The sequence below is a fragment of the Streptomyces caniferus genome, assembly GCF_009811555.1.
In the GTDB taxonomy this organism is placed as follows: Bacteria; Actinomycetota; Actinomycetes; order Streptomycetales; family Streptomycetaceae; genus Streptomyces; species Streptomyces caniferus.
In genome coordinates, this window is the sequence record NZ_BLIN01000003.1 from 203,877 (window position 1) to 229,598 (window position 25,722).

General features: G+C 71.4%; 21 protein-coding genes and 2 pseudogenes. 11 read left to right on the forward strand and 12 right to left on the reverse strand.

Annotated elements, in window-relative coordinates:
* Positions 1–48 precede the first annotated feature (48 nt).
* The 3 genes from Scani_RS09600 to putP all read right to left on the reverse strand — a co-directional run bounded on the left by Scani_RS09600 (position 49) and on the right by putP (position 3,707).
* Positions 49–1,362 carry a sensor histidine kinase gene (locus Scani_RS09600; protein ID WP_159472349.1) on the reverse strand — a complete coding sequence of 438 codons (1,314 nt, stop codon included), beginning with the start codon at positions 1,360–1,362 and terminating at the stop codon, positions 49–51.
* Complete coding sequence (locus Scani_RS09605; protein WP_159472352.1) at positions 1,359–2,030, reverse strand: hypothetical protein; 672 nt, start codon at positions 2,028–2,030, stop codon at positions 1,359–1,361. Before Scani_RS09605 ends, Scani_RS09600 begins: the two co-directional genes overlap by 4 nt.
* Before the next feature lie 174 nt (positions 2,031–2,204).
* Positions 2,205–3,707, reverse strand: a complete 1,503-nt coding sequence (putP, locus tag Scani_RS09610; protein WP_167538064.1) for a sodium/proline symporter PutP — start codon at positions 3,705–3,707, stop codon at positions 2,205–2,207.
* A gap of 719 nt (positions 3,708–4,426) precedes the next feature.
* Here putP and Scani_RS09615 point away from each other — a divergent pair.
* The 6 genes from Scani_RS09615 (at position 4,427) to Scani_RS09640 (ending at position 10,580) form a co-directional block, all read left to right on the forward strand.
* A complete protein-coding gene (locus tag Scani_RS09615; protein ID WP_159472356.1) occupies positions 4,427–4,807 on the forward strand; it encodes a peptidase inhibitor family I36 protein in 381 nt (126 codons plus the stop codon).
* A 138-nt stretch (positions 4,808–4,945) separates the two neighbouring features.
* Positions 4,946–5,803, forward strand: coding sequence for a hypothetical protein (locus Scani_RS09620; RefSeq protein ID WP_159472358.1), 858 nt, complete (start codon positions 4,946–4,948; stop codon positions 5,801–5,803).
* A 364-nt stretch (positions 5,804–6,167) separates the two neighbouring features.
* Positions 6,168–6,407 (forward strand): hypothetical protein, encoded by a 240-nt coding sequence (locus Scani_RS09625; protein ID WP_159472360.1) that lies wholly within the window; start codon positions 6,168–6,170, stop codon positions 6,405–6,407.
* Positions 6,408–6,875: 468 nt separating this feature from the next.
* On the forward strand, positions 6,876–8,258 hold the full coding sequence (locus tag Scani_RS09630; RefSeq protein WP_159472362.1) for a family 2B encapsulin nanocompartment shell protein: 1,383 nt from the start codon (positions 6,876–6,878) through the stop codon (positions 8,256–8,258).
* The gene (locus tag Scani_RS09635) at positions 8,245–9,780 is read left to right on the forward strand and encodes a cysteine desulfurase (protein ID WP_246295663.1); all 1,536 of its coding nucleotides are present in this window, start codon (positions 8,245–8,247) and stop codon (positions 9,778–9,780) included. The genes Scani_RS09630 and Scani_RS09635 overlap by 14 nt, the downstream gene beginning before the upstream one ends.
* Positions 9,781–9,920: 140 nt before the next feature.
* On the forward strand, positions 9,921–10,580 hold the full coding sequence (locus Scani_RS09640) for a hypothetical protein (protein WP_159472364.1): 660 nt from the start codon (positions 9,921–9,923) through the stop codon (positions 10,578–10,580).
* 53 nt (positions 10,581–10,633) lie between these two features.
* Here Scani_RS09640 and Scani_RS09645 read toward each other — a convergent pair whose 3' ends face one another.
* From Scani_RS09645 to Scani_RS42090, 4 genes and pseudogenes are all read right to left on the reverse strand, one after another.
* Complete coding sequence (locus tag Scani_RS09645) at positions 10,634–11,149, reverse strand: hypothetical protein (protein WP_159472366.1); 516 nt, start codon at positions 11,147–11,149, stop codon at positions 10,634–10,636.
* A gap of 257 nt (positions 11,150–11,406) precedes the next feature.
* On the reverse strand, positions 11,407–11,973 hold the full coding sequence (locus tag Scani_RS09650; protein WP_159472368.1) for a GNAT family N-acetyltransferase: 567 nt from the start codon (positions 11,971–11,973) through the stop codon (positions 11,407–11,409).
* Positions 11,974–12,182: 209 nt separating this feature from the next.
* Complete coding sequence (locus Scani_RS40735; protein ID WP_246295846.1) at positions 12,183–13,100, reverse strand: ketopantoate reductase family protein; 918 nt, start codon at positions 13,098–13,100, stop codon at positions 12,183–12,185.
* Positions 13,086–13,634 (reverse strand): annotated as a pseudogene (locus Scani_RS42090) (DUF6817 domain-containing protein); the annotation flags it as partial. The gene Scani_RS40735 and the pseudogene Scani_RS42090, both read right to left, overlap by 15 nt.
* 394 nt (positions 13,635–14,028) lie before the next feature.
* Here Scani_RS42090 and Scani_RS09660 point away from each other — a divergent pair.
* From Scani_RS09660 to Scani_RS09670, 3 genes are all read left to right on the forward strand, one after another.
* On the forward strand, positions 14,029–15,177 hold the full coding sequence (locus Scani_RS09660; RefSeq protein WP_159472371.1) for a serine hydrolase domain-containing protein: 1,149 nt from the start codon (positions 14,029–14,031) through the stop codon (positions 15,175–15,177).
* 344 nt (positions 15,178–15,521) lie between these two features.
* Positions 15,522–16,589: a serine hydrolase domain-containing protein gene (locus Scani_RS09665; RefSeq protein WP_159472374.1), complete on the forward strand. Its 1,068-nt coding sequence runs from the start codon at positions 15,522–15,524 to the stop codon at positions 16,587–16,589.
* 95 nt (positions 16,590–16,684) lie between these two features.
* Complete coding sequence (locus Scani_RS09670) at positions 16,685–17,530, forward strand: DUF3626 domain-containing protein (protein ID WP_246295665.1); 846 nt, start codon at positions 16,685–16,687, stop codon at positions 17,528–17,530.
* A gap of 149 nt (positions 17,531–17,679) precedes the next feature.
* Here Scani_RS09670 and Scani_RS09675 read toward each other — a convergent pair whose 3' ends face one another.
* From Scani_RS09675 to Scani_RS09690, 5 genes and pseudogenes are all read right to left on the reverse strand, one after another.
* The gene (locus Scani_RS09675) at positions 17,680–18,312 is read right to left on the reverse strand and encodes a GNAT family N-acetyltransferase (RefSeq protein ID WP_159472377.1); all 633 of its coding nucleotides are present in this window, start codon (positions 18,310–18,312) and stop codon (positions 17,680–17,682) included.
* 136 nt (positions 18,313–18,448) lie between these two features.
* A complete protein-coding gene (locus Scani_RS40745; protein ID WP_308686576.1) occupies positions 18,449–19,525 on the reverse strand; it encodes an IPT/TIG domain-containing protein in 1,077 nt (358 codons plus the stop codon).
* 3 nt (positions 19,526–19,528) lie between these two features.
* A pseudogene (locus tag Scani_RS40750) lies at positions 19,529–20,272 on the reverse strand (IPT/TIG domain-containing protein); the annotation flags it as partial.
* 170 nt (positions 20,273–20,442) lie between these two features.
* A complete protein-coding gene (locus tag Scani_RS09685; RefSeq protein ID WP_159472382.1) occupies positions 20,443–21,192 on the reverse strand; it encodes an IPT/TIG domain-containing protein in 750 nt (249 codons plus the stop codon).
* 120 nt (positions 21,193–21,312) lie between these two features.
* The gene (locus Scani_RS09690; protein WP_246295666.1) at positions 21,313–22,005 is read right to left on the reverse strand and encodes a hypothetical protein; all 693 of its coding nucleotides are present in this window, start codon (positions 22,003–22,005) and stop codon (positions 21,313–21,315) included.
* Positions 22,006–23,057: 1,052 nt separating this feature from the next.
* Here Scani_RS09690 and Scani_RS09695 point away from each other — a divergent pair.
* Positions 23,058–23,981, forward strand: a complete 924-nt coding sequence (locus Scani_RS09695) for a hypothetical protein (protein ID WP_159472385.1) — start codon at positions 23,058–23,060, stop codon at positions 23,979–23,981.
* Between the two features lie 452 nt (positions 23,982–24,433).
* Positions 24,434–25,462 carry an aminoglycoside phosphotransferase family protein gene (locus tag Scani_RS09700; RefSeq protein ID WP_159472388.1) on the forward strand — a complete coding sequence of 343 codons (1,029 nt, stop codon included), beginning with the start codon at positions 24,434–24,436 and terminating at the stop codon, positions 25,460–25,462.
* The last annotated feature ends 260 nt before the right edge of the window (positions 25,463–25,722 follow it).

Here is a 25,722-nt window from a genome sequence, read left to right on the forward strand (position 1 = left end):
TGGGAGGCCAGGGGCCCGGGGCTCGGGCCTCCGCTCCGGCCGTGCGCCCTAGGGGCCGCCGGGCCCGGAGGACGGTGCGCGCCGGGGGCCGGGGACCGGCGGCGAGAGGACGAGTTCGGCGACGGCCCCGCCGTCCGGTGCGTTCGAGAACCGCAGGGTGGCGCCGAGGACACGGGCCTGTCCCACGGCGATGGTCAGCCCGAGACCGTGACCGGTCTTCCGGCCGCTCGCCGACCGGCTCCGGAACCGCTGCGGGCCGTGGTCGAGGAGGTGGCCGGGGTAGCCGTCCCCGTGGTCCCGCACGGTGATGACGAGACCGTCGACGGTCAGGAGCACCGGCGGCCGGCCGTGCCGGTGGGCGTTGGAGACCAGGTTCCCCAGCACGCGCTGGAGCCTGCGCTGATCGGTCTCCACCCGGGTGTCCCGCTCGATACGGACCTCGGCCTGCAGCCCGGTGGCCAGCACCGCGCGCTCGGCCAGCGGTCCCAGTTGCCGCACCTCGGTTTCGGCCTGCTCCACCTCCGCGTCGAGGCGGGAGATCTCCAGCAGATCCTCGGTCAGCCGGCTCATGGTCCGGATCCGGTCCTGCACCATCTCGGCCGGGCGGCCCGGCGGCAGCAGCTCCGCCGCCACGTGCAGGCCGGTCAGCGGGGTGCGCAGCTCGTGCGCCACATCGGCCGTGAACCGTTGCTCCCTGTGCAGCTTGGTCTGCAGCGCGGCGGCCATGGCGTCGAGCGCGGCCGCCACGGCCGCGGTCTCGTCCTGGGCATAGGGGGGACACCGGACATGGGGGTCGTCCACCCGGGCGTCGAGATCGCCGGTGCTGATTCTGCGGGCCACCTGGGCGGTGTGGTGCAACCGGCGGGTGATACGGGAGACACCGAACAGCCCGACGGCGAGGGTGAGCACGATCGCGAAGGAGGAGGAGCCGATGATGGCCCGGTCCAGCCCGCGGATCACGGCGTCCCGCTGGGTGTAGTCGATATGGACGGCCAGGGCCTTGCCGTCGGCGGGCGTGACGGCCCACATCACCGGCCGGCCCTTGTGCTCGGCGAGCTGTGTGCCGCGCTCGCCGCGCAGTGCCACGGTGCGGAGCGGGGCGGGGAGGTCCGCGGGGTCGACCGCGGCGTTGCGGCCGAGGGGCTCCCCCGCGACGTACGCGTCCGCGACGGAGTCCAGTTCGGACAGCGCGACGCTGCGCGCCTGCCTCTCGGTCTGCCGCCCGACCAGGACGTGCACCAGCACGCCGACCACCGTGGCGAGGACGCAGCACATCACGATGACGAAGACGGCGAACTTCCAGTACAGCGTTGCCGTCCAGGCGGGCAGGTGCAGCCGCCTCCGGGGCCGGCCGGCGCTCATGGCGTGCGCTTCGGGACGGGGGTCGCGGAGTCCGCCTGATCGAACTCCATCGACCGCAGGGCCATGGTCCGGGTCCGGGTGTCCCATGCGTAGACGGTGCGGGTGTCGTAGCCGGGCGTACCGGTGGGCTCCCGCAGGATCAGATCGCCGTTCGCGATCTCCACCGACAGCGGAGTCGCGCCGGCGTCCATGATCCGGGTGACCCGCCCGTGGTCGAGCGTGAAGACCCACAGGGCCAGCGACTGGTCCGGGGCCTCTATGCCGACGATCAGTTCGGCCTTTCCGTCGCCCGTCAGATCCCGGTACTGGGGTGTGCGCACCGGGCAGTGCGCCGGCTCGGCGGCGCAGGCGTTGATCTTCCGCATGGTGGCGGAGTCGAACTGCGGTCCGCCGCCGAGCGAGGACCCCGCGGCCGCCTGCGCCTTGACGACGGTGAGCAGATCCGCCGTGCGGATGTCCCCGGACGGCACGGGCGGCACCCGGGGAACGGCCGCGGGAAGGTTCTCCCCCTTGCCGCGCTCGGGCTGCGGCGCGGGCTTCCGCTCGGGCCACAGCCGTACCGGGGCGGAGGCGGCCGAGGTGTGACCGGCGCTCCGCGGTTCCCCGCTGTCCGTACACCCGCTCAGCAGCACGACCGTGCCTGTCGCCGCGAGAGCGAACGACGTCATCCGGGGAAACGCCGGGGGCGACAAGGAAGGGTGGAGAGGCACGTCTTTTCCCGTCGTGGTGCGCGCTGAGCCTCTCCGGATCATAATGCGCGCCGCGCACCGCGGGGAAAGGTGTGGTCCCGGGAATGCTGCGGGGTTGGGCGGGGCCCGGAACTGCCGGGGCCCCAGCGGGACTCAGCCGACCGGCGATGTGGCCGTGGCCTGCCTCTCCATGGGGCCCGACCAGGTGCGGCGGGGAGGGCGGCCGACGAACTTCCCGAAGAGCAGTGCCGCGACGGTGGCCGCGAGCACGCCCGGCACCATCTCGTAGATGCCCGACTGGAGCGGCCCGAGGAGCGGGTCGATCTGCTTCCACATGACGACGGTGACCGCCCCCGTCACGATGCCGGCCATCGCCCCGGCACGCGTCATGCGCGGCCAGTAGAGCGAGAGCAGGATGACCGGGCCGAAGGCGGCGCCGAAGCCCGCCCAGGCGTACGCGACGATGTCCAGTACGGCGCCGCCGCTGAGTGCGATGGCGTAGGCCACCAGCGCCACGACCACGACCGTCACACGGGCCGCCAGCACCATCGACGCGTCCGAGGCCCGCCGCTTGACGAAGGCCCGGTAGAAGTCCTCGGTGAGGGCCATCGCGGAGACCAACAGCTGGCTGTCCGCGGTGGACTTGATGGCGGCGAGCACGGCGACGAGCAGGATGCCCGCGACCCACGGGTTGACCAGCTGGGCGCAGAGCTGGATGAAGACGGTCTCCGGGTTGTCCAGCGGCTGGTCGAGGGCGGCGATCCCGACCAGCCCCACGAGCGAGGCACCCGCCAGGCAGACGACCACCCAGCCCACACCGATACGGCGGGCCAAGGGGATGTCGCGGGTGCTGCGGATGCTCATGAAGCGGACCAGGATGTGCGGCTGGCCGAAGTAGCCCAGCCCCCAGGCGAGCAGGGAGATGACGGCCACGGCACCGAGCGGTTCACCGGACACCCACCGGGAGCCGTCGAAGTGGGCCTTGGCCCCCATGTCCAGCAGGGACGACGTCTTGTGGGCGAGTACGTCGTGGAACGCGCCGAATCCGCCGAGCAGTCCGATGCCGATCATGGGGAGGGCGATGGCCGCGCAGAACATCACCGTGGCCTGCACCGAGTGCGTCACACTCACCGCGCGGAAGCCGCCCAGCACGGTGTAGACGACGATCACCACGGCGAAGACGGTGAGCGCGAATTCGAAGCCGCCCCCGAAGATCCCCTCGAACAGCACTCCCCCGGCCAGCAGCCCGCTGGCCACGTAGACGGTGAAGAAGACGACGATGACGGTCGCCGACACCAGGCGCAGCATCCGGCTGCCGTCCTCGAAGCGCTCCTCCAGATACGCCGACAGCGTCTTGGCGTCACCGGCCAGCTCGGTGTACGTGCGCAAACGCGGCGCGACCAGGCGCCAGTTGAGATAGGTGCCGACGGCCAGGCCGACGGCAATCCACGAGGCGCCGATCCCGGCCGCGTACACGGCACCGGGCAGTCCCAGGAACAGCCAGCCGGACATGTCACTGGCGCCCGCGGACAGGGCCGCCAGTGGTGCGCTCAGGCGTCGCCCGCCGAGCGCGAAGTCGGAGAACGTCACGGTGTCCTGGTACGTCCAGATACCCACGGTCACCATGGCGAGCAGGAATATTCCGAATATGATCATGGCCGGTACGATCAGGGGTGTCACCACTGCTCCTCGGTGCAGGCACTGCCAGGTGGCGCGGGAACGCGGCATCCCACCAGGAGAACCCGGACGGGAAGGCTCCGGCGCGAGCTGACAATACGGATCAGCCCTCGGGAGCGGCACCCCTTGGGACGGATGCCCCTTGCAATCAAAGGCCCCACAGGCCTCAGACGTGCCGGACACCGGGGGCATATCCGGGCACACTTCCGCACACCGGGCAATACCCGCTGGGAGCCTACGAACTTGGCGATTCGGGCCGGGAATGGGCCGGGCGGGGGCTTCAGTTCGCCGTGGTACCCGTCCGGCGTGCCGCTGACGCCGTGCCGGCTGCCAGCGGTAGGACCCTCTGGTTCCAAGGCGGTCGAACTCCGTTCCAGGCGCCCCGGCGCTCCGTGGGCGTGTGAACGTGCGCCGGGTGGTGAAGGGTGCGGCCGGCCGCGCAGTGGTGTTCTCCGCGTGAGGAGGAGGTGCGTGCGGCGTACGCCCGGTGCCTGAGCCGCCGCGCTCCAACAGCCCTGGGCGAGGCCAGAAATGCCCTGAAGGCGCATCACGGGTGCGAACCATACTGGTGACGCTTCGCGGCCGGCCGCCCGCTGCCGCCGGCCCGGCGTGGTCTTCCTGCTCGTACGCGAACCTTCCCATCCGGCCCGGAGCGGCCCCGGCCCTCCGGCCACCTTCGAGGAAAAGGAGTTCTTCCCATGCGCCGCATCCGCTCGTTCGTCGTCGCCGCAGCAGCCCTGGCAGCCGCCCTGGGAACCGTCCCCGCCGCGTCCGCGGCCCCCTCTGCCTCCGCCCGCCCGGCGGCCTTCCCTTGCACCTCGGGGTACTTCTGTATCTACAGCGACTGGAACGGCGGGGGAACCCGCTGTCAGTGGTCACAGTCGAGCAAGGCGAACACCGCCGACGACTGCTCCTTCATCCAGCGGGGACAGAACGTCCGCTCCGTATGGAACAACACCCGGCACCGCGTGCAGTACTACACACAGACCAACTATCACGCGCGCGTCGGGTCCACCCCCTCCGGCGCGGGCGGCAACCTGCAGGGCAGCTACCAGATCCGTTCCTTCAAGCCCCAGTAGAAGGACGACCGGCGCGGTTTCAGGAGCCGCCCCCGCGGCCGTCAGCCCCGGGAAAGGCGGCTCCTGAAACCGCGTGGGGAGCCGGTGACTTGCCCCTTGCGCAAGGCCCGTCCGCGTGCCCACCACCCGGCTCGACCGGTGCTCTCGTCGCGACGGTCCCCCGCTGACCTGCCGCTGTCGGTCCGGGCGGCACTGTGCGCGCATGAGCTTACGGGGGACCCGAGGGTCGCGTTTCTCTGGCAGACGGTCGTCTACCGGGGCTTCGACGTCGAGCTCGACGAACCGGGCCGCCGCAGCGGTGCCGCACTCGAAACGCTGATGACCGACCTCGGCACACCGGCCGAGGCCGAGGGGTTCGCACTCGTCGGCGAGTGGGCGGAAGCGCTGTCCAGAACCCTCACCGCAGGACTGCCCGCACTCCTGGCACTCCTCTCGCACCCGGACACCACGGTACGGCGGATCCTTCCCTTGGTGTTCGCCTACGCGGACGCTCCCACCGAGGAGGTCGTCCCCGCCCTCCTGGCCCGCAGCGAGAGCGACCCCGCCCCGGTCAGGCTCGGGCTGCTCTTCGCCCTGGCCCTGCACTGCGACATACCGGAAGTGCGCGACCATCTGCGGCGCCGGATGCGAGGCGAACCGGCCGACGCGCTGGGAGCGGCCTTCGGCCTGCTCCTGCCTCCGGTCCCGGAGTGCGACGACGGCGTGATCGACGAGGCGTTGGACCGGGGGCTCGTTCCGACCCCGGCTCCGGGTCCGGCCCTGACTCCGGACCCAGCTCCCACGCCGACGGGGGCGAAGTGTTCGAGAGAGCCCTCTGGGCGCTCACCCGGCGCGGCGATCCCCGCTGTCTGCCCTCCATCCGGCAGCGGATCCGGCAGGGCACCGTGCACCCCGGTCTGCTACGGCAGGCGAAGGACTCGGCCGACCAGCTGTGGCCGCACGTCCGGGCACGTCTCGGCCACGACCTGCCGGCCGGCGAGGTCCGCTCCCTGCTGACCGGCATCTCCGCATGGCCCGGGGGTGCCACGGCCCTCCCTGAGGTCATCACCACGCTGGAGCGCCTGAGCCGCCACATCGAGGCAACCGACTCTCCCGAGTTCGACGCGCTCGAAGCGGCCTCGGATGCCTGCATGTTCCTGCGCAAGCGGGGGCTCTCGGACGCGTCGGCGCTGTCCGCCCTGCGCCGCATCGCCACCGGGGCGGACCTCGAACTCGGACTTGCCGCCATCCGCGCCCTGATGGGGCTGGGCGAGTCGTCTCCCTGCTGCTGCACGTCCTGGCGCGCCGTGACCGCCCCGGCCGGAAGGCTGGAAGTCGAGGCTGGCGCTTCGACGTCAACGCATGCAACTGGCTGGGCGAGTTGGGTCCGAGAGCACTGCTCGCCGCCCCTACCCTGCGCGGTCTGCGCGACACTCCGGCCGAGGCGGGCGAACTGCGCATCGCCGCGGCCGACGCACTGCGGGCGATCACCGGTGACGCACCAGGTGCCCTGCCTGTTCTGCAGGGCTACACCACCGCCGACGGCCCCCTCGGCGCACGCGCCCGGGACGCCCTGCGGCGCATCGACCGCCGGTCCAGGGCGCCCAGGCCGGCACCGTGAGGCGGAGGAGCGCGCCGCGGTAGGGGGCCCTGGGACACGGATGCCGCGGAGAAGGGTGCCACGGGCGGGATACCGCGGCGAAGGTGCCGCAGGCGGGGATGCCGCCGAGGCCGTCACCGTGAGCTGACGATGCATCAACTCCCCCTGCATAAGCCATCCTTTAGGAATCGCCAAGCACTGTTATGAGGGTAAATCGCGTCGCATATCGGGCGTCGCGGTGAGCCGGTAAACAGGGTCCGGGCGACTCCGCGCGCAAGGTCCCGGAATCCGCGGGCAAGGTCGCGGCTTCAGCGCGTCTCGCACTCGCACATTAGACCGGGTTTGCGAAGTTTGTACAGCGAACATTTCAGGCCTCACCCCGGCAAACCATTGCTTGCGGGCGACGGACCTCGGACCACACGATCAGATTTCCCGCATGGCGGTCGACCGTGTTCCGGCCGACGTCATGCCTGTCGTCGAGGAGGTCCTGTGCACGACCAGACGAGTCTCAGCCCGGATGCGGCACGGCAGCTTGCGACCACCACCAAGACCACCCCGCAGATGCGCGGCATCACCCCGCGCTATCTGCTCCGCGCCCTGCCGTGGGTGGACGTCGAATCGGGTGTCTTCCGCGTCAACCGCCGCCGCACCTACGTCCTCGGCGACGACCGCATCAGCATCCACAGCGACGGCGGTTCGCCCCGCGTCGTCCCGGGCGACCTGCGCGAACTGCCGTACCTCCGGGACGCCGACGACGCACTGCTCTCCGAACTGGCGGACGCCTTCACGGAGGTCACCTTCGAGGCCGGGGAGATGCTCGCCCAGGACGGCGACGCCCACGACCAGCTGTGGGTGATCGCCCAGGGCCGCGCCGAGAAGCGGGCCAGCGGCCGCTACGGGGAGGACGCCGTACTCGAAGTCATCGGCGACGGCCAGTTCTTCGACCTCGACGCCTGGACCCGCTCCGAGCCCATGCCGTACCGCGTCAAGGCGCTCACCCCCGGCGTGGCACTGTGCGTCGAGCGCAGCGTGCTCGCCGGTCTGTGCGACCGCGACACGACGGTACGGGGAGCGGTGGATGCCTATCTCGCGGCGGACGGCGTCCTGCCGGGCGCCGAGGTCCCCGTCGACCTCAGCGCGGGGCATGTCGGCGAACCCGAACTCCCCATGACCTTCGTCGACTACGAGGACACGCCCCGCGAGTACCACATGACCCTCGCCCAGACCGTGCTGCGTGTGCACACCCGGGTCTCCGACCTCTACAACGGGCCCATCGACCAGACCCGCGCCCAGTCCAACCTCACCGTGCACGCACTGCGGGAGCGGCAGGAAGCATCGCTGCTCAACCACCCGGAGTTCGGTCTCTTCAACAATGTGGCCCCGGGCCAGCGGGTGCAGGCGCGCACCGGTTCCCCGACACCCGACGACCTCGACGAGCTGCTGACCAGGGTCTGGAAGCAGCCCGGTTTCTTCGTCGCGCATCCCAGGGCCATCGCCGCGTTCGGCCGGGAGTGTACGCGCCGGGGCGTGCCCCCGATCATCGACAACCGGTTCGGCAGTCCGCTGCTGACCTGGCGCGGCGTCCCGCTGCTCCCATCGGACAAGGTGCGGTTCTCCGGCAGTGCCGGCATCGGCACCACCGAGATCCTGCTGATGCGCACCGGCGAGGCCGAGCAGGGCGTGGTCGGTCTGCGCCCCGCGAAGGTCGAGGACGAGGTGGAACCCGGCCTGTCGATGCGGAACATGGGCGTCGACCAGAAGGGCGTCACGTCGTATCTGATGACGGCGTACTTCAACACCGCGGTGCTGGTGGAGGACGCGCTCGCCGTGCTCCAGAACGTCGAGGTCTCCAACTACCATGACTACAGCTGACGTTCCCCGCAGCCGGGGGCCCCAGGCGACTCCGACTGCGGACCCGCTCGCCGGCGGCCTGACGTCCGTCGATCCGGCTACGGTGTTGGCGGCGGCCCTGTCCATGGGCACGGTCACGGAAGCGGCCACGGGCCCGGTCGCCACCGACCCGACCGCCTCGGCCTCCCACGCCCCGCAGGCTCCGCATGCAAGCGAGGCCACCCAGGCCGCCCAAGCCGGCACCCCGTCCGTACAACCCACCGCCCAGCAGCCCGATCAGTCCGCGGCCCACCCCGTTCAACCCACCGGCCTCCCCGGCCAACCCGCCGCCTTCTCACCCGAGATGGCGCGACGGGACTTCCCGATCCTGCACCGGACGGTGAACGGGCACCCACTGGTCTGGCTGGACAACGGGGCCACCACGCAGAAGCCGCGCCAGGTGATCGAGACACTCGCCGCCTTCTACGGATCCGCCAACTCCAACATCCACCGTGGCGCGCACACCATGGCCCGGGAAGCCACCGAGGCATACGAAGGGGGCCGGGCGGCGGTCGCCCGGTTCCTGGGCGCGCCGTCACCCGACGACATCGTCTTCGTGCGCGGCACCACCGAGGCGATCAATCTCGTCGCCCAGAGCTGGGGACGGGCCAACCTCGGCCCCGGGGACGACATCCTGGTGCCCGTACTGGAGCACCACTCGAACATCGTCCCCTGGCAGTTGGTCGCCAAGGAGACCCGGGCCCGGGTGGTCCCCGTACCCCTGCAACCGGACGGCCAGATCGATCTGGATGCGTACGCCGACCTGCTGTCGATGCGCACCCAGCTCGTCGCGGTCAGCCAGGCGTCGAATGTCCTCGGCACCGTCCCGCCGGTGCGCGAGATGACCGCGCTCGCCCACCGTTACGGCGCCAAGGTGCTGGTGGACGGGGCCCAGGCGGTGGCGCACTTCCCTGTCGATGTGCAGGACCTGGACGCCGACTTCTATGTGTTCTCCGGCCACAAGCTGTTCGCCCCGACGGGCATCGGCGCCCTGTACGCGAAGCCGGAGGTCCTGCGGGACATGGCGCCGTGGCAGGGCGGCGGCAACATGATCGAGTCCGTCGGCTTCACCCGTACGACCTACGCCCCCGTACCGCACCTCCTGGAGGCCGGCACGGGGCACATCTCCGGCGTGGTCGGTCTGCTGTCCGCGCTGAACTGGCTGACGTCCTTCGACCGGGAAGCCATCGCCGCCTATGAGACCTCGCTGATGGCGTACGCCCAGCAAGCCCTGGCCACGGTCCCGGGCCTCGAGCTGCTGGGTTCCGCACCCGACAGAATCGCCGTACTGACCTTCACCCTCGCCGGTCACGACCCGTCGGCGATCGCCGACTGGCTGGACCGCGACGGCATCGCCATCCGCGCCGGCCACCACTGCGCCCAACCGGCGCTGGCCCACTACGGCCTGGAGAGCGCGGCGCGTGCCTCACTCGCGCTCTACAACACGTCCGAGGAGGTGGACAAGCTGGTGGCGTCGCTGCACCGACTGCAGCAGTCCGACTGACCCTGCCGCCCGTCGGGGCTGCCGGCCGGAGCCTCCGGTCGGCAGCCCCGGCGTCGTCCCGGCCCTGTCCACAACCCCGCCGCCGGCCCCGTCCGCGGGTCATACTGAGCACCTGGCAGCGATGAGGGGGAGCGCACATCATGACGTTGTCGCGAGACGGGGCCCGGCCGCCGCATCGGGTCGATGATCTGTCGGCCGCCCGCTGGGTCGAGGAGGGGGTCGGCGGGTTCGACAGCGGTGTGCATGCCCTGCTGCCGGCCGGATTCGAGGCGTACGTACGGTTGCTGCATCCCAGCGAGCCGGAGGACGGCCGGTTCGAGCGGTGGGCGGAGGTCGCGCAGCGGTCCGGCCGTCGTCTGCATCCTCTTGCGCGCTTCGCGGAGGTGGCCGGTCCGGGGGACGAGCCGCCCTGGCAGGGTTCGCTGCCCGAACATCTGCTGGCGGCGCTGTGTGCGGTGCTGGCGACGGAGACCGGCACCCCGCAGCAGTGCCTCTTCGGGCTCTGGGAAGGGTGGGGCTGGCTCCGTGACGAGGGGCCGATGGTGCGGCTGAGCGGCCGTGCCTACGCGTTGTACGAGGGACCGATCGACGCGGCGGCGGCCCTGGGGGACCGCAGCGCAGGGGTCTTCTTCCCGCAGGCACCGAATCTGTGGTGGCCGCAGGACCGGTCCTGGTGTGTCGCCACGGACGTCGACCTCGACTCCACCTACATCGGCGGGTCCGCCCGCCTGGCGGAGCGATTGGCGGGCGAACCACCCTTCGAGGTGTTCCCGGTGGCGCTCCACGACCGGATCGGCTGAGCCGCCCGTGGAGCGCCTGCCGTGGAGGGATCAACGCTCGCGCACGAGATCCGTCAGCTCTTCTTGCAGGCGTTGATGCGGACCGTGGCGCTGGTGTGCTTCACCTGCTTGGTGTGCGGGGTGTACCCGGGCGGGAAGGTGACCACGCCGACGGCGGCCCCCGTGTAGTTCTGCCGCTTCACACAGCGGCGCGCGGCGTTCTGGCTCACCTTGTTCTTGCCGAGGTTGGCCCGGGTCCCGCTCTGCTTGTACAGCGTGCCGTTCTTGAACAGGCCGACACGGATGGCCAGTTGGGCCACCTTCTTGCTGCACTTGATGTCGGCGGTGACGTTCACCATGTGCCGGTTGTCGGCATGGGCGTGGTGCGAGTAGTGCGGCAGATGAGTAGTGATCTTGCAGGTGATCACGTCACCACTACGGGCGTCCACCGTCCGCACGGTGCTGGTGCCGGTCGCGGTGTCGGGTCCCGCATCGGCGGGTGCCGAAGCGCCCGCGCTTCCCGCCCCCATGGTCAGGGCCAGCGCTCCGGTCAGTGCTCCCGCTAGCAGCGTCCGCTGTACGGTCCTCATGACATTCCCCCTGTGTGGCGCCCGTTGGGGCGCACTGCTGATGGCGGCGTCTCACCTCTCGGAACCGCTGGGAGGTGAGGCGTGCTGGTGCCAGCATTCCGTATCAGAGAGGTGGGCGTGGGGGTATTTCGCACATGTCCCCGCAGGGCGCCCGCCCCGCCACCCGTTCTCCACCATGACGGCACATTTTCCCGAAAAGGGCACACCGCGCCACCGCCTGCCGGCCCCGACCCGCCGGGGGGGCGGACCGGATTAGGTCACCGGCCTGATGCATCATCCTGCCTGCGCCAGTCCCGGGCCAGGACCGACCAGATCTCCATGTCGTGGCGCACGCCTCGGTACAGGTTGCTCTCGCGCAGCACGGCGTCGCGCACCATGCCGAGCCGCTTGGCGACATTGATGCTCGCGGTGTTGCCGGAGGACGCGACCCACTCCACCCGGTGCATCCCCCGCTGCTCGACCGCCCAGTCGATGAGCACCCGGATCGCGCGCGTGATCAGACCGCGCCCGACAGCCGCCTGCTCCAGCCAGCAGCCGACCTCGCAGTTGCCGGACTCGGCGTCGAACGTCTTGAACAGGACACCGCCGACGAGCACACCGTCGGCCCAGATGCCGTAGAGCCGGCCGCTGTCGGCAGCCGCCTTGTCCGCGTACGACTGCAAGAACGCCGTGGCGGACGCAAGGTCGGCGCTCCGGTCCGCCAGCGCGATGAACCGGCCGATGTACTCACGGCCCCGGTCCATGTGCGCGAGGTACTCCCCGGCGTTCCATGGCTCCAGCGGCCGCAGCTCCGCACCGTCGTCACCCAGCGATACCGCGAACATCCCGGTCTCCCCCGCCCTCGTTTCTCCGTCGGCCTGCTCTCCGTCAGCCGGCTTCGTGCTCGCGTGCGGCACGGGCTGTTCCGCCGTCGCCCGTGCGCGCCGCATCCGGCATCTTCCCATGGTCTCGCCCCGGGGCCGGCCGCGGGCGTGCGCCACCGACCGGCCCGCTCCTCCCCCGTTGCCGTCGGGGTCGGAAGGAAGGGGCACACTCAGCCGGCCGCCAGTTCCGCCATCACCCGTGCGGTCACCGGCACGGGGACGTCGTGCCGTGCTGCCGCTCGCAGCAACGCCCCGCCGATCGCATCGAGTTCCAACGGACGACCCGCCTCCGCATCGCGTTGCATGGACGACTTGCTGTCGGCCGGGAACGCGTCGTACAGCGTCAGCGCCTTCGCGGGGTCGGCCGGCGTACCGCAGGCCCCGCTCACCGCGGCGGCCTCCGCCACGAGGGACACCAGCTCCTCGCGCCGCCGGGTCCGTACCTCGCCGATGGTGAGCCCGTAACGGGTCGTGAGCAGGGCAAAAGGGGCGAGGAAGGCCAGCTTGGCCCAGAGCGCGCCGGTCTCGTCCTCGATCACGCGGGTACGCACCCCCGCCTCCTCCAGCATCGCGGCCGCCGGGCCGCAGCGCTCGGGTGCACCGGCCAGATCGATCTCCGTGAACGGGCTGCCGTGCTCGATGGTGCCCGCCCGGGTGCGGGTCGAGGCGACGCGGATGACGCCCGGCACGACGCGCTGGGCACCGTAGTGGGCGCGCAGCGTGTCCGGGTGCTCGATACCGTTGAGCAGCGGCACCACCGGACCGTCGCCGAGGACGGCGGCCGGGATGCGCTCCAGCGCGGCGTCCAGCGTGGTGTGCTTGACGGTGACCAGGCACAGATCGACCGGCTCCCGCAGCTCGGTGTCCGCCTCGACCTGCGCGGTGAAGTCGCCGAACTGACCGCTGCGCACCTGGATGCCGTTCCGGCTCACGCTGCGCGCCGTCGCCTCCCCGGCCACGCAGATCACCCGGTGACCCGCGCGGGAGAGCACGGCGGCGAGCAGACCGCCGACCCCTCCCGGGCCGAGTACCGCCACCGTCCACCGTCGTGGCGCGGCGCCCTCACTAAGCGGTGGGGCGGCGAGCAGCGTGTGGCAGTCCTGCCAGGCAGGCCCGCTCAGGAGCGGCCGCAGGCGGGTGAACAGGGTGAGCAGTCCCGCGCCCGACGCCGCACGGAACGCGGGGTCGACGCGGGCGATGTCGAGCTCGTTCGCGGCCGACAGTTCGGCGAAGTCCCGTCGCTGCCCCCGGTCCGGTGCGAAGGTGCGGCCGGTGAACCGGTCGCGGAAGGTGGCATCGGGTGCCGCGAGCGTCGGATAGGAGACGCCCCGGTCGCAGCTGCCGTAGAGGTACACCAACGCCTCGGCCTCCGCGCCGATCACCGCCGCCAGTTCCGCACGGCGCTCCAGCGGCAGAAGCGGGACGGGAAAGCCGTCGGTTCCGTAACAGGCATGGCACAGGCCGGCGAGCTGCAGGGCGGGGCGGGCGCCCCATACGGCGAGTCGTTCCCGTACGCGGCAGAGATGAGCGAGGAGGGTGCCCCCGGGGTGATCGAGGGTGCGGGCGCCCAACTCCTCGAGCAGCGCGAGGGCTTGGGGTGTGGCGTCACGAGGCACGGACATGGGGTCGGGTTCCTCTCCCTGTGAGGGGTCGGCACCTGCTCCGTGCTCTCCGCGGACGCTCCGGTCCGGTACGGAGAGCGGCACGGTTGCCGCCCTTGGGCCCTGCCTTGATCATCGGGGGCGGCCGATAGGACGTCAATCCCAGGGTTTGCTTGGTGTGCCCCAAGCCGGAGCTTGGGCAGATTGCCCGCGGTGACCTGCGTTTCCCATGGACGGCGCGCACATGGGCCGACGCCGGGAACACGAGGGCGGGCCACCGCGGTCCGCGTGCTCGCCGAGGGCCGATCGGGTCGGATTCGACGCACCCGGCCCGATGATTCCGCGTCTTCGGGCCGATGATTCCGCGCCATGGCGAGAGTCTTACTTCGGACCGCACCCTCCGGAAGGTGGAACGATGACCGACCTGCACGACATCCTGGAGACGTACCTCGGCGACGGCCCGGTGCCGGGCGCGGTGACCCTGGTGGCCCGCGGCGACCGGGTCGAGGTGCAGGCCGTCGGCTCGGCCGAGGCCGACGGCGGTACCCCGATGGCCAGGGATTCGATCTTCCGGATCGCCTCGCTCACCAAGCCCGTCGTCGCCGCGGCGGTCATGATGCTGGTCGAGGACGGCCGGATCGCGCTGGACGACCCGGTCGCGAAGTGGCTGCCGGAATTGGCGTCACCGACTGTCGTCCGCACGCCGGACGGTCCGGTCGACGACGTGGTGCCGGCCGCCGGACCCATCACCGTGTTCGACCTGCTCACCGCCCGCGCCGGCTACGGCTTCCCGTCCGACTTCTCGCTGCCGGCGGTAGGCCTGCTGTTCAGCGATCTGAAGCAGGGCCCGCCGCAACCGCAGCTCGTCGCGGCGCCGGACGCATGGATGGCGACGCTGTCCCGCATCCCGCTGCTGCACCAGCCGGGCGACGGCTGGCTGTACAACACCTCCTCCGACATCCAGGGGGTGCTGATCGCGCGGGCCTCCGGACGTCCGTTGCCCGAGTTCCTGGCTGAGCGGCTGTTCGAGCCGCTGGGCATGACCGACACCGGATTCGAGGTACCGGCCGGCAAGCTCGACCGGTTCACCAGCTACTACCGACTCGGGCCGACGGGCGAGCGCGAGCTGGTCGACGCACCGGACGGACAGTGGAGCAGTCGGCCGGCGTTCCCGTCCGGCGCCGGCGGACTGGTCTCGACCGCCGACGACTGGCACGCCTTCGCGCGGATGCTGCTCGCCGACGGGACCGTCGACGGCCGCCCGCTGCTGTCGCCCGCGTCGGTGCGGCAGATGACCACCGACCACCTGACCCGGGCCCAGCGCGACGCCGGAAAGCTGTTCCTGGAGGGCCAGGGCTGGGGTTTCGGCGGCTCGGTGGACATCGAAGCCATCGAGCCCTGGAACGTACCGGGCCGCTACGGCTGGATCGGCGGCACCGGAACAGCCGCGCACCTCACCCCGTCCACCGGCAAGGTCGCCATCCTCCTCACCCAACTGGAACTCTCCGGGCCGACCCCGCCAGCGGTGATGCGGGACTTCTGGCGGTACGCGGCGGGGTTCTGAGGGCGGGGAGGGCTGCGGGGCCGGGACTGAGCCCGGGGCCGGGACTGGGCAACGCTGCACGCTCCCGCGGCAGAGGGCGAGGCCCCATCGGGTGTCCCCGCCCCGTGCCCTCTCGGCCGAGTGCACCGGGGGTTGGCCCTACCCGAAGCGGGTGGGTGGCCGGATCGCCCCGGGCGACCGCCTCCGGAAATGCTGGTGCCCGGCACACACCGCCGGATTTCCAACGATTCCGTAGGAGTTGACTCGTGCGTGAGCAGGCATGGCAGAGGTCTCGTTCGTCCGGGCGGCAGCGGAATGGCCGGCGGAGAGCCGTGCAGGCCGCGGTGGCGGTGGCAGTTGGCGTCATGACGCTGAGCCTCCTCGCGCCGCCCGTCGCGGTGGCCACCGCCAGGCCGGACACCGTCCAGCAGGGCCTCAACGCGCTGGTCCACACCGACGGCCTGCCCGCCGCGCTGGCGAGCGTCAAGGACCGTGAAGGCCGCACCCGGACCTACACCGCAGGCGTCGGCGACCTGGTCACCGGCTCGAAGGTACCCAGGGACGGTCAGGTGCGGATCGGCAGCAACACCAAGACGTTCACCGCGGTGGTCGTACTGCAGCTGGTCGGAGAAGGAAAGATCCGACTCGACGCCCCGGTCGACACCTACGTGCCGGGTCTCGTACGCGGGGAGGGCATCGACGGACGCGACCTCACCGTCCGGCAGCTCCTGCAGCAGACCAGCGGACTTCCCAACTACACCAACTACGGCCTGCGGCCCCGGTATTACGACCCCCGCGACCTCCTCGACATCGCTCTTCGGCACAAGGCCGACTTCGCCCCCGGGACGAAATGGGAGTACAGCAACACGAACTACGTACTGGCCGGCCTCATCATCCAGAAGGTCACCGGCCGCCCCCTCGCCCAGGAGATCGACCAGCGCATCATCAAACGCATCGGTCTGCGCCACACCTCTTTCCCCGGCCCCGGTGACCTCACCATCCGAGAACCCCACCCCAAGGGCTACGACCAGGAGTCAGCAGGCGCACCGCTGCGCGACGTCACGGAGACGGACCCCTCCTGGGGCTGGGCGGCCGGCCAGATGATCTCCACCAACTCCGACCTCAACCGGTTCTTCACCGCGCTCCTGACCGGCCACCTCCTCCCGGCGCCCCAGCTCGCCCAGATGCGCACCACCGTCCCCGCCGGCCGGCCCTTTGGCTCCGGCGCCCGCTACGGACTCGGGCTCGTGAGCACGCCACTGTCGTGCGGCGGTGTCTCCTGGGGGCACGGCGGCAGCTTCCCGGGATACGAGACCCGCGGCGGCGTCACCGACAACGGCCGCGCCGCCAACGTCGCGGTGACGATCCAGCCGACCGGCAAGGCAGCAATAAGGCACCTGGAGAGGGTCGTGGACACGGCCCTCTGCCGCTGAACCGCACCTCGCTTGCGGCGTGATGCGTGGGCAAGGAAGCGGGCTCCTCACAAAGTGACGTGCGGGGAGCAGCGCCGTCCGTGCACACTCCACGCATGGGTGCCGACATCGCCGGATCGCTTCAGGAGAAGGCTCTGCAGCGTGTCGCGGCTTCCTGCGGAGGAGAGCCGCTCGCTCGTGACCTACGGGTGACGATGCACTTCCATCCCGATCGGTCCGCGGGGGACCGTCCGGTCCTGGCTCAGATGGCGGAAGATGGTGTCTACCGGTCGCAGTTCGTGACAGGCACGAGCAACGGTGGCCTGACCGCGCATCATGGCGGAGACCGATGGCGCTGGGAGAGCCGTATCTTCGGCGGCGCGTACGACGACGCCTCAGCCGACCAGCGCCCTGTGTATGGTGCGTTGAACCACCGCCGTGATCCGATCGGTGGTGCACCGCGGTTCGGGTCCTCGTACTTCAGACTCGGACCCGAGACCCTCGGACGCACCACGTTCTGCTACCCCGACAGTTCCACCGGGCCTTCCGACTTCGGCACAGCCGACCGCTGCTCGCTCATCGAACTCGCCGAGGCGGACACGTGGGATGCTGTGGACGGTCACATCGAGGCACAGATTCACGGACCGGTCAGGTTCGACCGTGACGTAGAGGCGCTGGTGTTGGATCCCAGCTACCGCGGCACGGAGGTCGAGTACACAGCCCGCCGACTCCCGTGCCCCGTCGAATGGCATCCAGGTTTTCGGCTCAGCGTTGCTGAACTGCGACGCCACTCAAGCTACCGCGGACAGGAGTGCGTTGACCTGGGTGCCGAGATCGCCGTTGATGGCCGGCTCGATCCCAAGGTCATCGGGGATGCCGCTCGCACGGGCCGGTACGGCCTTCAGGACGTCAAGAAGGTATGGCACTGCCTGGCCCGTTTCGGCGAACGCACCCTCTGCTGACCGGCAGCAGCGTCTCGGGGCCGTCCCGGACCGGATGGGGCCGTCCCGGACCAGGCGGCCGTCGACGGATTACCTGATGGGGCGCGTCAGTCGGCAGCTCTGCGGACCGCGGGGCAGCCCGCCCCGCTGTCCCGTCTGGAAGGCCTGTCCTATGGCCGGTAGATGCACGCCGCCAGTGGTGCGTGTGCCTTCCAGCCCAGCGTCTCGTACAGCGCGCGCCCCTCGTCGGTCGCGCCCAGAACGCCGAGTTCCGCGCCCTCGGCCACGGCGTGGTCGACGAGGGTGCGCATCACGAAGTCGCCCAGGCCGCGGCGGCGGTGTGCCTCCTCGGTCGTGACGCAGTCGATGACCGTGGCCCGTCCGAGGAGGGCCATCTGCCCCTTGGCGGCGGGTGCGCCCGCGGCGTCATGCACCCGGACGTGGACGACACCGTCGCTGGTCTCCACGGACGCGGTATAGCCCTGGGGCACCACCGGGTCGGTGACCTGCAGATCCACGGCCATCAGATGTCCCGCTTCTGCCTTGTCCACCACCCAGCCCCGCGGGAGCCAGTGCCCGGCCTCGTCCGGGTCCATGGGCACCTTGAGCCATGTATGCGGGACGGTCACCGCGGCGGCGGCCTGCCGTACCGAGGTCTCATCGGCGTGCGGCAGCACATGGCGCCCCACCTGATCGGGCTTGCCCACCTCGATATAGAGCCCCCAGGGGTGCTCGACCGGGCGGGGCCTATGCCGTGACACGGCCCAGCCGGACACCCAGATCCGCACGAGTTCCGGAACCATCGAGCCCTCCCGAAGTAAGTGATGCTATCCGGGAGCACACCTTACGACGTGAGGTGGAGGCACCGCATCCCCCTTTCGCGGACGCGGGGAGGTGGAGCGGACCGCCGCCGGAAACCCCGTCCAGCCGGCCCCCGCTTCAGATCCCGGGTGTGCCCACTCGGGTGTAGGCCTGCGGGGCGCTGGTGCCGCCCGGGGTGGTGACGGTGACGTCGACCGGGCCGGCGGGGCCGGGGAGGGCGTCGGCGACGAGGTGGGTGTCGGAGACGACGGTGAACCCGGCGGGGCTGCCGCCCACGAGCACCTTGGTGGTCTGGGCGAGGCGGGTGCCGGTGAGGGTCAGGGTGATGCCACCGGCGGTGGGCCCTTGGTTCGGGACGACCGTCGTGACGACGGGGGCCGCCAGGTAGGTGTAGGTGACCGCGTTGCTCGTTCCCCCGGCGGTGGTGACCGTGATGCCGACCAGCCCGTCGGCTCCCGGGGGGACCACGGCGGTGATCTGGGTGTCCGAGACCACCGTGAACGTGGTGGCCGCGGTGGCACCGAAGCGCACCGCGGTGGCCTCGACGAGGTGGACGCCGGTGAGGGTGACGGTGTTGCCGCCCGAGAGCGGGCCCGAGGGCGGGGCGACACCGGTGAGGACCGGGGTGCTGACGTAGAAGTAGGAGCTCTGCAGGGTGCTGGTGCCGCCCGGGGTGGTGACGGTGATGTCGACCGGGCCCGGGGTGGCAGCGGGGACCACGGCGGAGATCTGGGTCGCGGACAGGACCGTGAAGGAGGTCGCGGGGGTGGCGCCGAAGGTCACCGCGGTCGTTCCCGTGAGGTTGGTGCCGGTGAGGGTGACGGTGTTCCCGCCGGAGGTGGGCCCTTGGTTGGGGCTGACGCCGCTCAGGGCCGGTGTCACGGAGTAGGTGTAGGAGACGCCGTTGCTGGTGCCGCCGGGTGTCGTGACCGTGACCCGCACCGTGCCGGTCCCGGCAGGGGCGACCGCGGTGATGTGGGTGTCGGAGACGACGGTGAAGGACGTGGCCGGCGTGCTGCCGAACCGTACCGCCCCGGCGGTGGCCAGGCCCGTGCCGGTGAGGGTCACCGTGGTGCCCCCGGCCGCCGGGCCCGAAGCGGGGGTCACGGACGTCAGGACCGGTACCGAGGCCGTCGTGTACGTGAACGGCACACCGTTGCTCGTACCACCGGGCCCCGTCACCGTGACCTGCACCGTCCCCGAGCCCGGAGGCGCCGTCGCAATGATCTGCGTACCGGAAACCACCACGAACGACGCCGACACCGCACCGAACCGCACCACCGACGCACCCGAAAAACCCGAACCCGACAACGTCACCGACGTCCCACCGCCCGACGGACCCGACACCGGACTCACCGACGTCAAGACCGGTACCGAGGCCGTCGTGTACGTGAACGGCACACCGTTGCTCGTACCACCGGGCCCCGTCACCGTGACCTGCACCGTCCCCGAGCCCGGAGGCGCCGTCGCAATGATCTGCGTACCGGAAACCACCACGAACGACGCCGACACCGCACCGAACCGCACCACCGACGCACCCGAAAAACCCGAACCCGACAACGTCACCGACGTCCCACCGCCCGACGGACCCGACACCGGACTCACCGACGTCAACACCGGTGCGGGCGTGGCGACATAGGAGTAGGTGACGAACTGGTTGCTGGTGCCGCTGGGGGTGGTGACGGTGACCTGTACCGTGCCGGTCCCGAGCGGGGCGGTGGCGGTGATCTGGGTGTCGGAGTTGACGGTGAACGAGGGGGACGGTGTGGCGCCGAAGCGTACGGCGGTGGCGTTGGTGAAGCCGGTGCCGGTGACGATCACGGGGGTGCCACCGGCGGAAGAACCCGAGGGGGGAGAGACGGAAAGGACTGCGGGCACGGCTGCGGCCGACGACTGCGCGTCGGAAGCGTCCGGCGATTGTGCTGAGTGATTCACGGCCATGGTCCTTCGAGGGCATGAGCCCCGGCCGGCCGCCGGGGAGAGGCGCCGGACCGAGGCTCGTCAGGGGAGGTGGGGTAGGGGCCCGGGCAGGGGAGGGCGCACCCCTGTCCGGACGGGCTGTTCTTGTGCCCGGTCGCAAGGACCAGGGCGTCAGCGACTCCGGGTGCCGGTCAGATGCCGGGGCCGGCCAGGTAGGTGAAGTCACCACCGGCGGCGCTGCCACCGGTGGTGGTCACGGTGATGGCGGCGGGCCCGGGAGCACCGTCCGGCGTGGGCGGGGTGACGACCGACAAGGTGGTGTCGCTGAGGACGGAGAACGGTGCCGGCGTGGCGCCGAAGAGGACCGACTGGGTGCTGCTCAGGTTGGTGCCGGTGATGGTCACCACCGTGCCGCCGGTGGCCGGGCCGGAGTTGGGATTCACCGTGCCGATGGTCGGAGCGTCGACGTAGGTGTAGGTCAGGCCGTTGTTGGTGCCGCCGGCAGTGGTGACACTGACGCTCACCGGTCCGGGCCCCGTGCCCGCCGGCACGGCGACGGTCAGCTGGCCGTCGTTGACCACGGTCGGGGTCGCCGTGGTGGCGCCGAAGTGCACCGCGGTGGCGGTGGTCAGACCGCTGCCGTTGATGGTGACGGTGTCGCCGCCCGCGGTGACACCCGATACGGGGGAGATAGCGGACTTGAACGGCGGGCCTACGTAGAAGAACGACAGCGGGTTGCTGGTGCCGCCGGGAGTGGTCACGGTCACGGGAACCGTACCGGTGCCCGACGGGCTGATGACGGTGACCGATGTGGGGGTGTTGGCGGTGATGGTGGCGGTCTTGGTGCCGAAGCGCACGGCGGTGGCGCCGGCGAGGTTGGTACCGGTGATGGTGACGACGGTCCCACCTCCGGTGGAACCCTGACTGGGAGAGATGGGCATGGCGTTGCTCCTTCGGTGGAGTGTGAGTGGGAGTGATCAGCCGAGACCGGACGGCCGGGTTCGCCGCCGGTGTCGAGGTGGGCAGCCTGGTGAGCGAGGGCCGACGCGTCGGCCCGGCCGTCAGGTGCAGCCGATGACGCTGCCTGACGGAGCACAGTTGTCCGGGGTGTTGCCGCTCACGTTCGTGGCCAGCAGGGTCGCGCCCCCGGAGTTGACGTAGATGCCGCCACCACTGGCGACGGCGGTGTTACCGGTGACGGAGCTGCCGACCAGCGACACGGCGCCGTTGTCGGTGTAGATCCCGCCCCCGGCAACGGCGGTGTTGCCGGTGACGGCACTGGTGAGCAGCGAGACCGTGCCACCCAGGTTCGAGATGCCGCCCCCCGGGAAAGGGGGCACCGCACTGCCGCCACGGACGGTGACCCCCACCAGGCTCAACTGCCCTTTGGTACCGGGCACGTTGGCGGCTCCCTGGACCTGGAGGACCCGGAATGCGGGCGCGCTCGGGTCGCGGGTGATGGTGGCTCCCATCCCCAGCAGGGTGATCGAGGTGGTGATGGGCGGTAGCCCCACGGGACCGGTGGGCCCGCTGCCGTGCGCGCTGGTGAGCTGGTAGGTGCAGAACGGAACCAGCGCCAGGGTGTCCCCGCCGGCCGCGTTGGCCGCCGTGATCGCGTTCACCAGCGAGGTCTCGCTGCACAGCACGGGGGTCTGGGCACGGGCTTCGTTCGGGACCGCGACCAGCCCGGCGGTCAGCGCCACGGTCAGGGCGCAGACACCGAGGATGGAGCGCAATGTACGGACAGTTCGCATGACGTCCCCAGGAAAGAGTGACATGAGCCGGCACACCAGCCGATGCCGAGGAACGGCACTGCACGATGCCTTGACATCCCCTGCGCGGGAGTGCACCCGCGGCGGTACCAGGACACACCGCCGCCGCTCAAGTGGCCTTCGAGGTAGGCCAGTTGCCACTCCCCCGAGAGGATGGGCGACCCACCGGATTGGATGCCCTCAGTAATCCACCCGAGTGAGCACACCTGCAACGCTCTTGACGGCCCGTCACCCATATGGCAGAGCGTGCGTCGGGGGCGGTGCGCAACGCGGGCGGTAGCGCGGGGACCGGTCCCGTCCGGTTCCCCCGGCGACTCGCCTTCGCCGGTCGTACATGCCTGCCGGTCCGGGGTCACCGACTCCGCTGGGTCCTGCCTGTCCGTCGCCCCGGGTCTGCCACCTTCGCGAGGACGCGCCCGCCAGCCGCCCCAGGACCCGCCCCAGGGCCCGCCCCAGGGCCCGTCCCAGGACGCCGCACTCCCCCGGCCCCCGGACCTCCCTGCGGACAGTGCTGTGGCGACGGCCCCCCGCCGACTCAAACGGTTCCTGACGCATGGCGCCCCGGCTGAAACCGTTCCTTATGAGGAGTCCCATAACCGCAGCAGCGACCGCGGCAGCGCCGGGGCGGCGCACCCTCCGCCCCTCGGCCTGATGCGCCTCGACGCCGATCGCCGACTGTCGAGGCCCAGATCGCCCGATTGGCCGGTCGCCCGGTCGACCATCCGCGACCTGAGCCCCCCACCGACCTCGACACGGCACCCCCGGCACGATCTGTGATCGCCTCGGCACTTTCGGCGATCACCACCCCCGCGCGACCTGGTCGAGCGCCGGCCGGACCCGTGAGGTGCCCCCTCCCCGGGACGGGTCTCCGAGGGCTGTTCGCCTCCGGAAAATGCCTGCTTCCCGCGTAGGGCAGCGCCTCGCCGCACCCGGTACTGAGCGCGTCACGCGAGGGCCACGCCAGTTCAACACCGCCGTCATGGCCGACCCTCCACGCTGGCTGTCGACGGCCCATCCCCTCAAGAGGAGGCATCATGGCGACAAACATCCGGAAGCGCATTCCCCATGTGATCGGTGCGTCTTTCCTGGCCGTGACACTCACCGGAACGGTGGGCGCGATCACCGCGATGAGCAGTGAATCGCCTCAGACAGCAAGCGCTTCGGCGCCGAGCAGCAACGAGCAGACCACGGGTGCCACCACCACCGGCGCGACCATCGGCGCGGCCGCAGGCGGAACCACAGGAGCCACGACGACCGGCGCCACCATCGGCGCAGGCGCAGGCGGAACCACAGGAGCCACCACCACCGGCGCGACCATCGGCGCAGGCGCAGGCGGAACCACAGGAGCCACGACGACCGGCGCCACCATCGGCGCAGGCGCAGGCGGAACCACAGGAGCCACCACCACCGGCGCGACCATCGGCGGCCTCGTCGGCGGCACGACCGGTGCCACCACGACCGGCGCCACCATCGGCGGCGGCGTCGTCGGCGGGACCACGGGCGCCACCACCACAGGCGCCACGATCGGCGGCGGTGGCGGCGTGGCCTGCCGGGTCCGCGTCGTGCAGGGCAGGCTCGTCCTCTTCCCGAAGGGATGCGTGCGGGTCGGCGGCACGACCGGTGCCACCTCGACCGGCGCCACCATCGGCGGCCTCGTCGGCGGGACCACGGGCGCCACCACAACCGGTGCCACGATCGGCGGACTCGTCGGCGGCACGACCGGTGCCACCAGCACCGGCGCCACCATCGGCGGCGGGGCCGGCGGGACCACCGGTGCCACCACGACCGGCGCCACCATCGGCGGCGGGGCCGGCGGCACGACCGGTGCCACCACCACCGGCGCCACCATCGGCGGCGGGGCCGGCGGCACGACCGGTGCCACCACGACCGGCGCCACCATCGGCGGCGGGGCCGGCGGGACCACCGGTGCCACCAGCACCGGCGCCACCATCGGCTGACACGAGCCACACGCTGTGCAGTGCCTTCGGCGGTGGGGACGACCTGACGGCGGCAGCGGGCGCCTAGGAAAGCGCCCGCTCGGGGGGCCTCCACAGGGCGCGTGGGCAACAGTCCCCTCCGCCGACGAGGTGGATTGGTAGCCGATCCTCCCCGCGACCGACCGAGTCCCTCATCGGGACGGTGGTGCCGATGAGGAGGCGGTTACGGACGGTCCGGGGACCGAACCTCCCGGGTGACCATCACCCGGGAGGATCTCTGCGGTCCACCTCCGCCGGGCAGGCCACCCGGCGGCACCGACGCCGGCCCGCGCACCGTGCCTCTCATCTCACCCCTCATCCCGTCCCGCTCCGTGAGTTCCGCGCAACCCCGATCCGGTCGGAGACGAGGACAGTCGAGCACCGAACTCGCCATAGGCGCCGGGCTCGTTCGGCCGGATGGAAGGATGGGCGTCATGATGTCGCCACTGCCGTTCGGAGACCGGTTACGGAAAGAGCTGGGGACGCCCGGGAGCCACCGCGTCCTGGAGAGCAGCCCACGTTCGCGCGTCTGGCGCGTCGAGCTGGACGGGGTACCGGTGGTCGTCAAGCAGCTCGTCGAGGCGCCCGATGCCGCACGGCGGTACGCGAACGAGGTGGCCGCCCTGCGGCTCGCCTCCCGGGCCGAACCGGCCATCGTGCCGGGCCTGTTGGGCACCGACGACGCGGAGCGCGTGCTGGTCCTGGAGCATCTCGCACACCGCCGGCCGTCCCGTGACTGGATCGTCGACTACGCCGCCGCCCTCGCCCGGCTGCACGCCACCGGTACGCCCGAGGACGCCGGGCTCCTGCCGGCCTGGTCCGGCCCCACCCCGGACGACATCGGCTCCTTCCTCCACCTCGCCGAGGCGCTCGAGGTGTCCGTGCCGTCCTGGGCGCCCGCCGAACTCGAGGCGCTCGCGGACCGGATCGACCGGGCACCGGGGCACGCCCTGCTCCACGGAGATCCGTGCCCCGGCAACGATCTGCACACCGCTCAGGGAGTGAGGTTCATCGACTTCGAGCAGGCCGCACTCGGCAGCGGAACCATGGAACTCGCGTATCTGCGCATCGGATTTCCGACGTGCTGGTGCTCCACCGCGCCGGACGCACCGCTCATGGACCGCGCCGAGACGGCCTACCGGACCGCGTGGGCCGCCGCGACCGGCACCGAACCCGACGGCGATCTGACCGATGCCTGCGCCGGCTGGCTGCTGCGCGGCGACGCACTGGTGCAGCGGGCCCACCGGGACACCGTCGATCACCTGGCCCGCATCCCGGACCGGGACTGGGAATGGGGCACCGCGACAGCCCGGCAACGGCTGGTCCACCGGCTCGGCGTCGTCGCACAACGGACGACCGGCCGTGAGGACCTCAGCGGTCTGCACCGTCTCTCCGCGGACCTGCGCCACCGCATGCTGACCCGGTGGCCCACGCTCCGGCCACTGCCCTCGCGGCGCCCGTAGCGGCCGGCTCGCGCGGACTCCTCGGGCACGGGGGCCACGGCCCGTGTCGTACCCGGCAGGAGGCCGCGCGGCTGCCCGCCGCGGCCGTTGCTGTCCTCCTCGCGTCGAACGGGCCTCCCCCGCCCGGCTGATGGCGATGCGCCGCCAGGCCGATGCAGCGGGCCAGGGGGCCGCCGGACCCTCGGAGGGTGACCCGACGGAAGAACGACGCACCTGACGACACCTCAGCACTGTCCGCTGAGAGCGCCGCCCCGGGCGGC

Excerpts from the sequence above, each read along its gene's own strand:
- Scani_RS09600 (WP_159472349.1), bottom strand. The coding sequence starts at position 1,362 with ATGAGCGCCGGCCGGCCCCGGAGGCGGCTGCACCTGCCCGCCTGGACG.
- Scani_RS09605 (WP_159472352.1), bottom strand. The coding sequence starts at position 2,030 with ATGACGTCGTTCGCTCTCGCGGCGACAGGCACGGTCGTGCTGCTGAGC.
- putP (WP_167538064.1), bottom strand. The coding sequence starts at position 3,707 with ATGATCATATTCGGAATATTCCTGCTCGCCATGGTGACCGTGGGTATC.
- Scani_RS09615 (WP_159472356.1), top strand. The coding sequence starts at position 4,427 with ATGCGCCGCATCCGCTCGTTCGTCGTCGCCGCAGCAGCCCTGGCAGCC.
- Scani_RS09635 (WP_246295663.1), top strand. The coding sequence starts at position 8,245 with ATGACTACAGCTGACGTTCCCCGCAGCCGGGGGCCCCAGGCGACTCCG.
- Scani_RS09640 (WP_159472364.1), top strand. The coding sequence starts at position 9,921 with ATGACGTTGTCGCGAGACGGGGCCCGGCCGCCGCATCGGGTCGATGAT.
- Scani_RS09645 (WP_159472366.1), bottom strand. The coding sequence starts at position 11,149 with ATGAGGACCGTACAGCGGACGCTGCTAGCGGGAGCACTGACCGGAGCG.
- Scani_RS09650 (WP_159472368.1), bottom strand. The coding sequence starts at position 11,973 with ATGTTCGCGGTATCGCTGGGTGACGACGGTGCGGAGCTGCGGCCGCTG.
- Scani_RS09660 (WP_159472371.1), top strand. The coding sequence starts at position 14,029 with ATGACCGACCTGCACGACATCCTGGAGACGTACCTCGGCGACGGCCCG.
- Scani_RS09665 (WP_159472374.1), top strand. The coding sequence starts at position 15,522 with ATGACGCTGAGCCTCCTCGCGCCGCCCGTCGCGGTGGCCACCGCCAGG.
- Scani_RS09670 (WP_246295665.1), top strand. The coding sequence starts at position 16,685 with ATGGGTGCCGACATCGCCGGATCGCTTCAGGAGAAGGCTCTGCAGCGT.
- Scani_RS09675 (WP_159472377.1), bottom strand. The coding sequence starts at position 18,312 with ATGGTTCCGGAACTCGTGCGGATCTGGGTGTCCGGCTGGGCCGTGTCA.
- Scani_RS09685 (WP_159472382.1), bottom strand. The coding sequence starts at position 21,192 with ATGCCCATCTCTCCCAGTCAGGGTTCCACCGGAGGTGGGACCGTCGTC.
- Scani_RS09690 (WP_246295666.1), bottom strand. The coding sequence starts at position 22,005 with ATGCGAACTGTCCGTACATTGCGCTCCATCCTCGGTGTCTGCGCCCTG.
- Scani_RS09695 (WP_159472385.1), top strand. The coding sequence starts at position 23,058 with ATGGCGACAAACATCCGGAAGCGCATTCCCCATGTGATCGGTGCGTCT.
- Scani_RS09700 (WP_159472388.1), top strand. The coding sequence starts at position 24,434 with ATGATGTCGCCACTGCCGTTCGGAGACCGGTTACGGAAAGAGCTGGGG.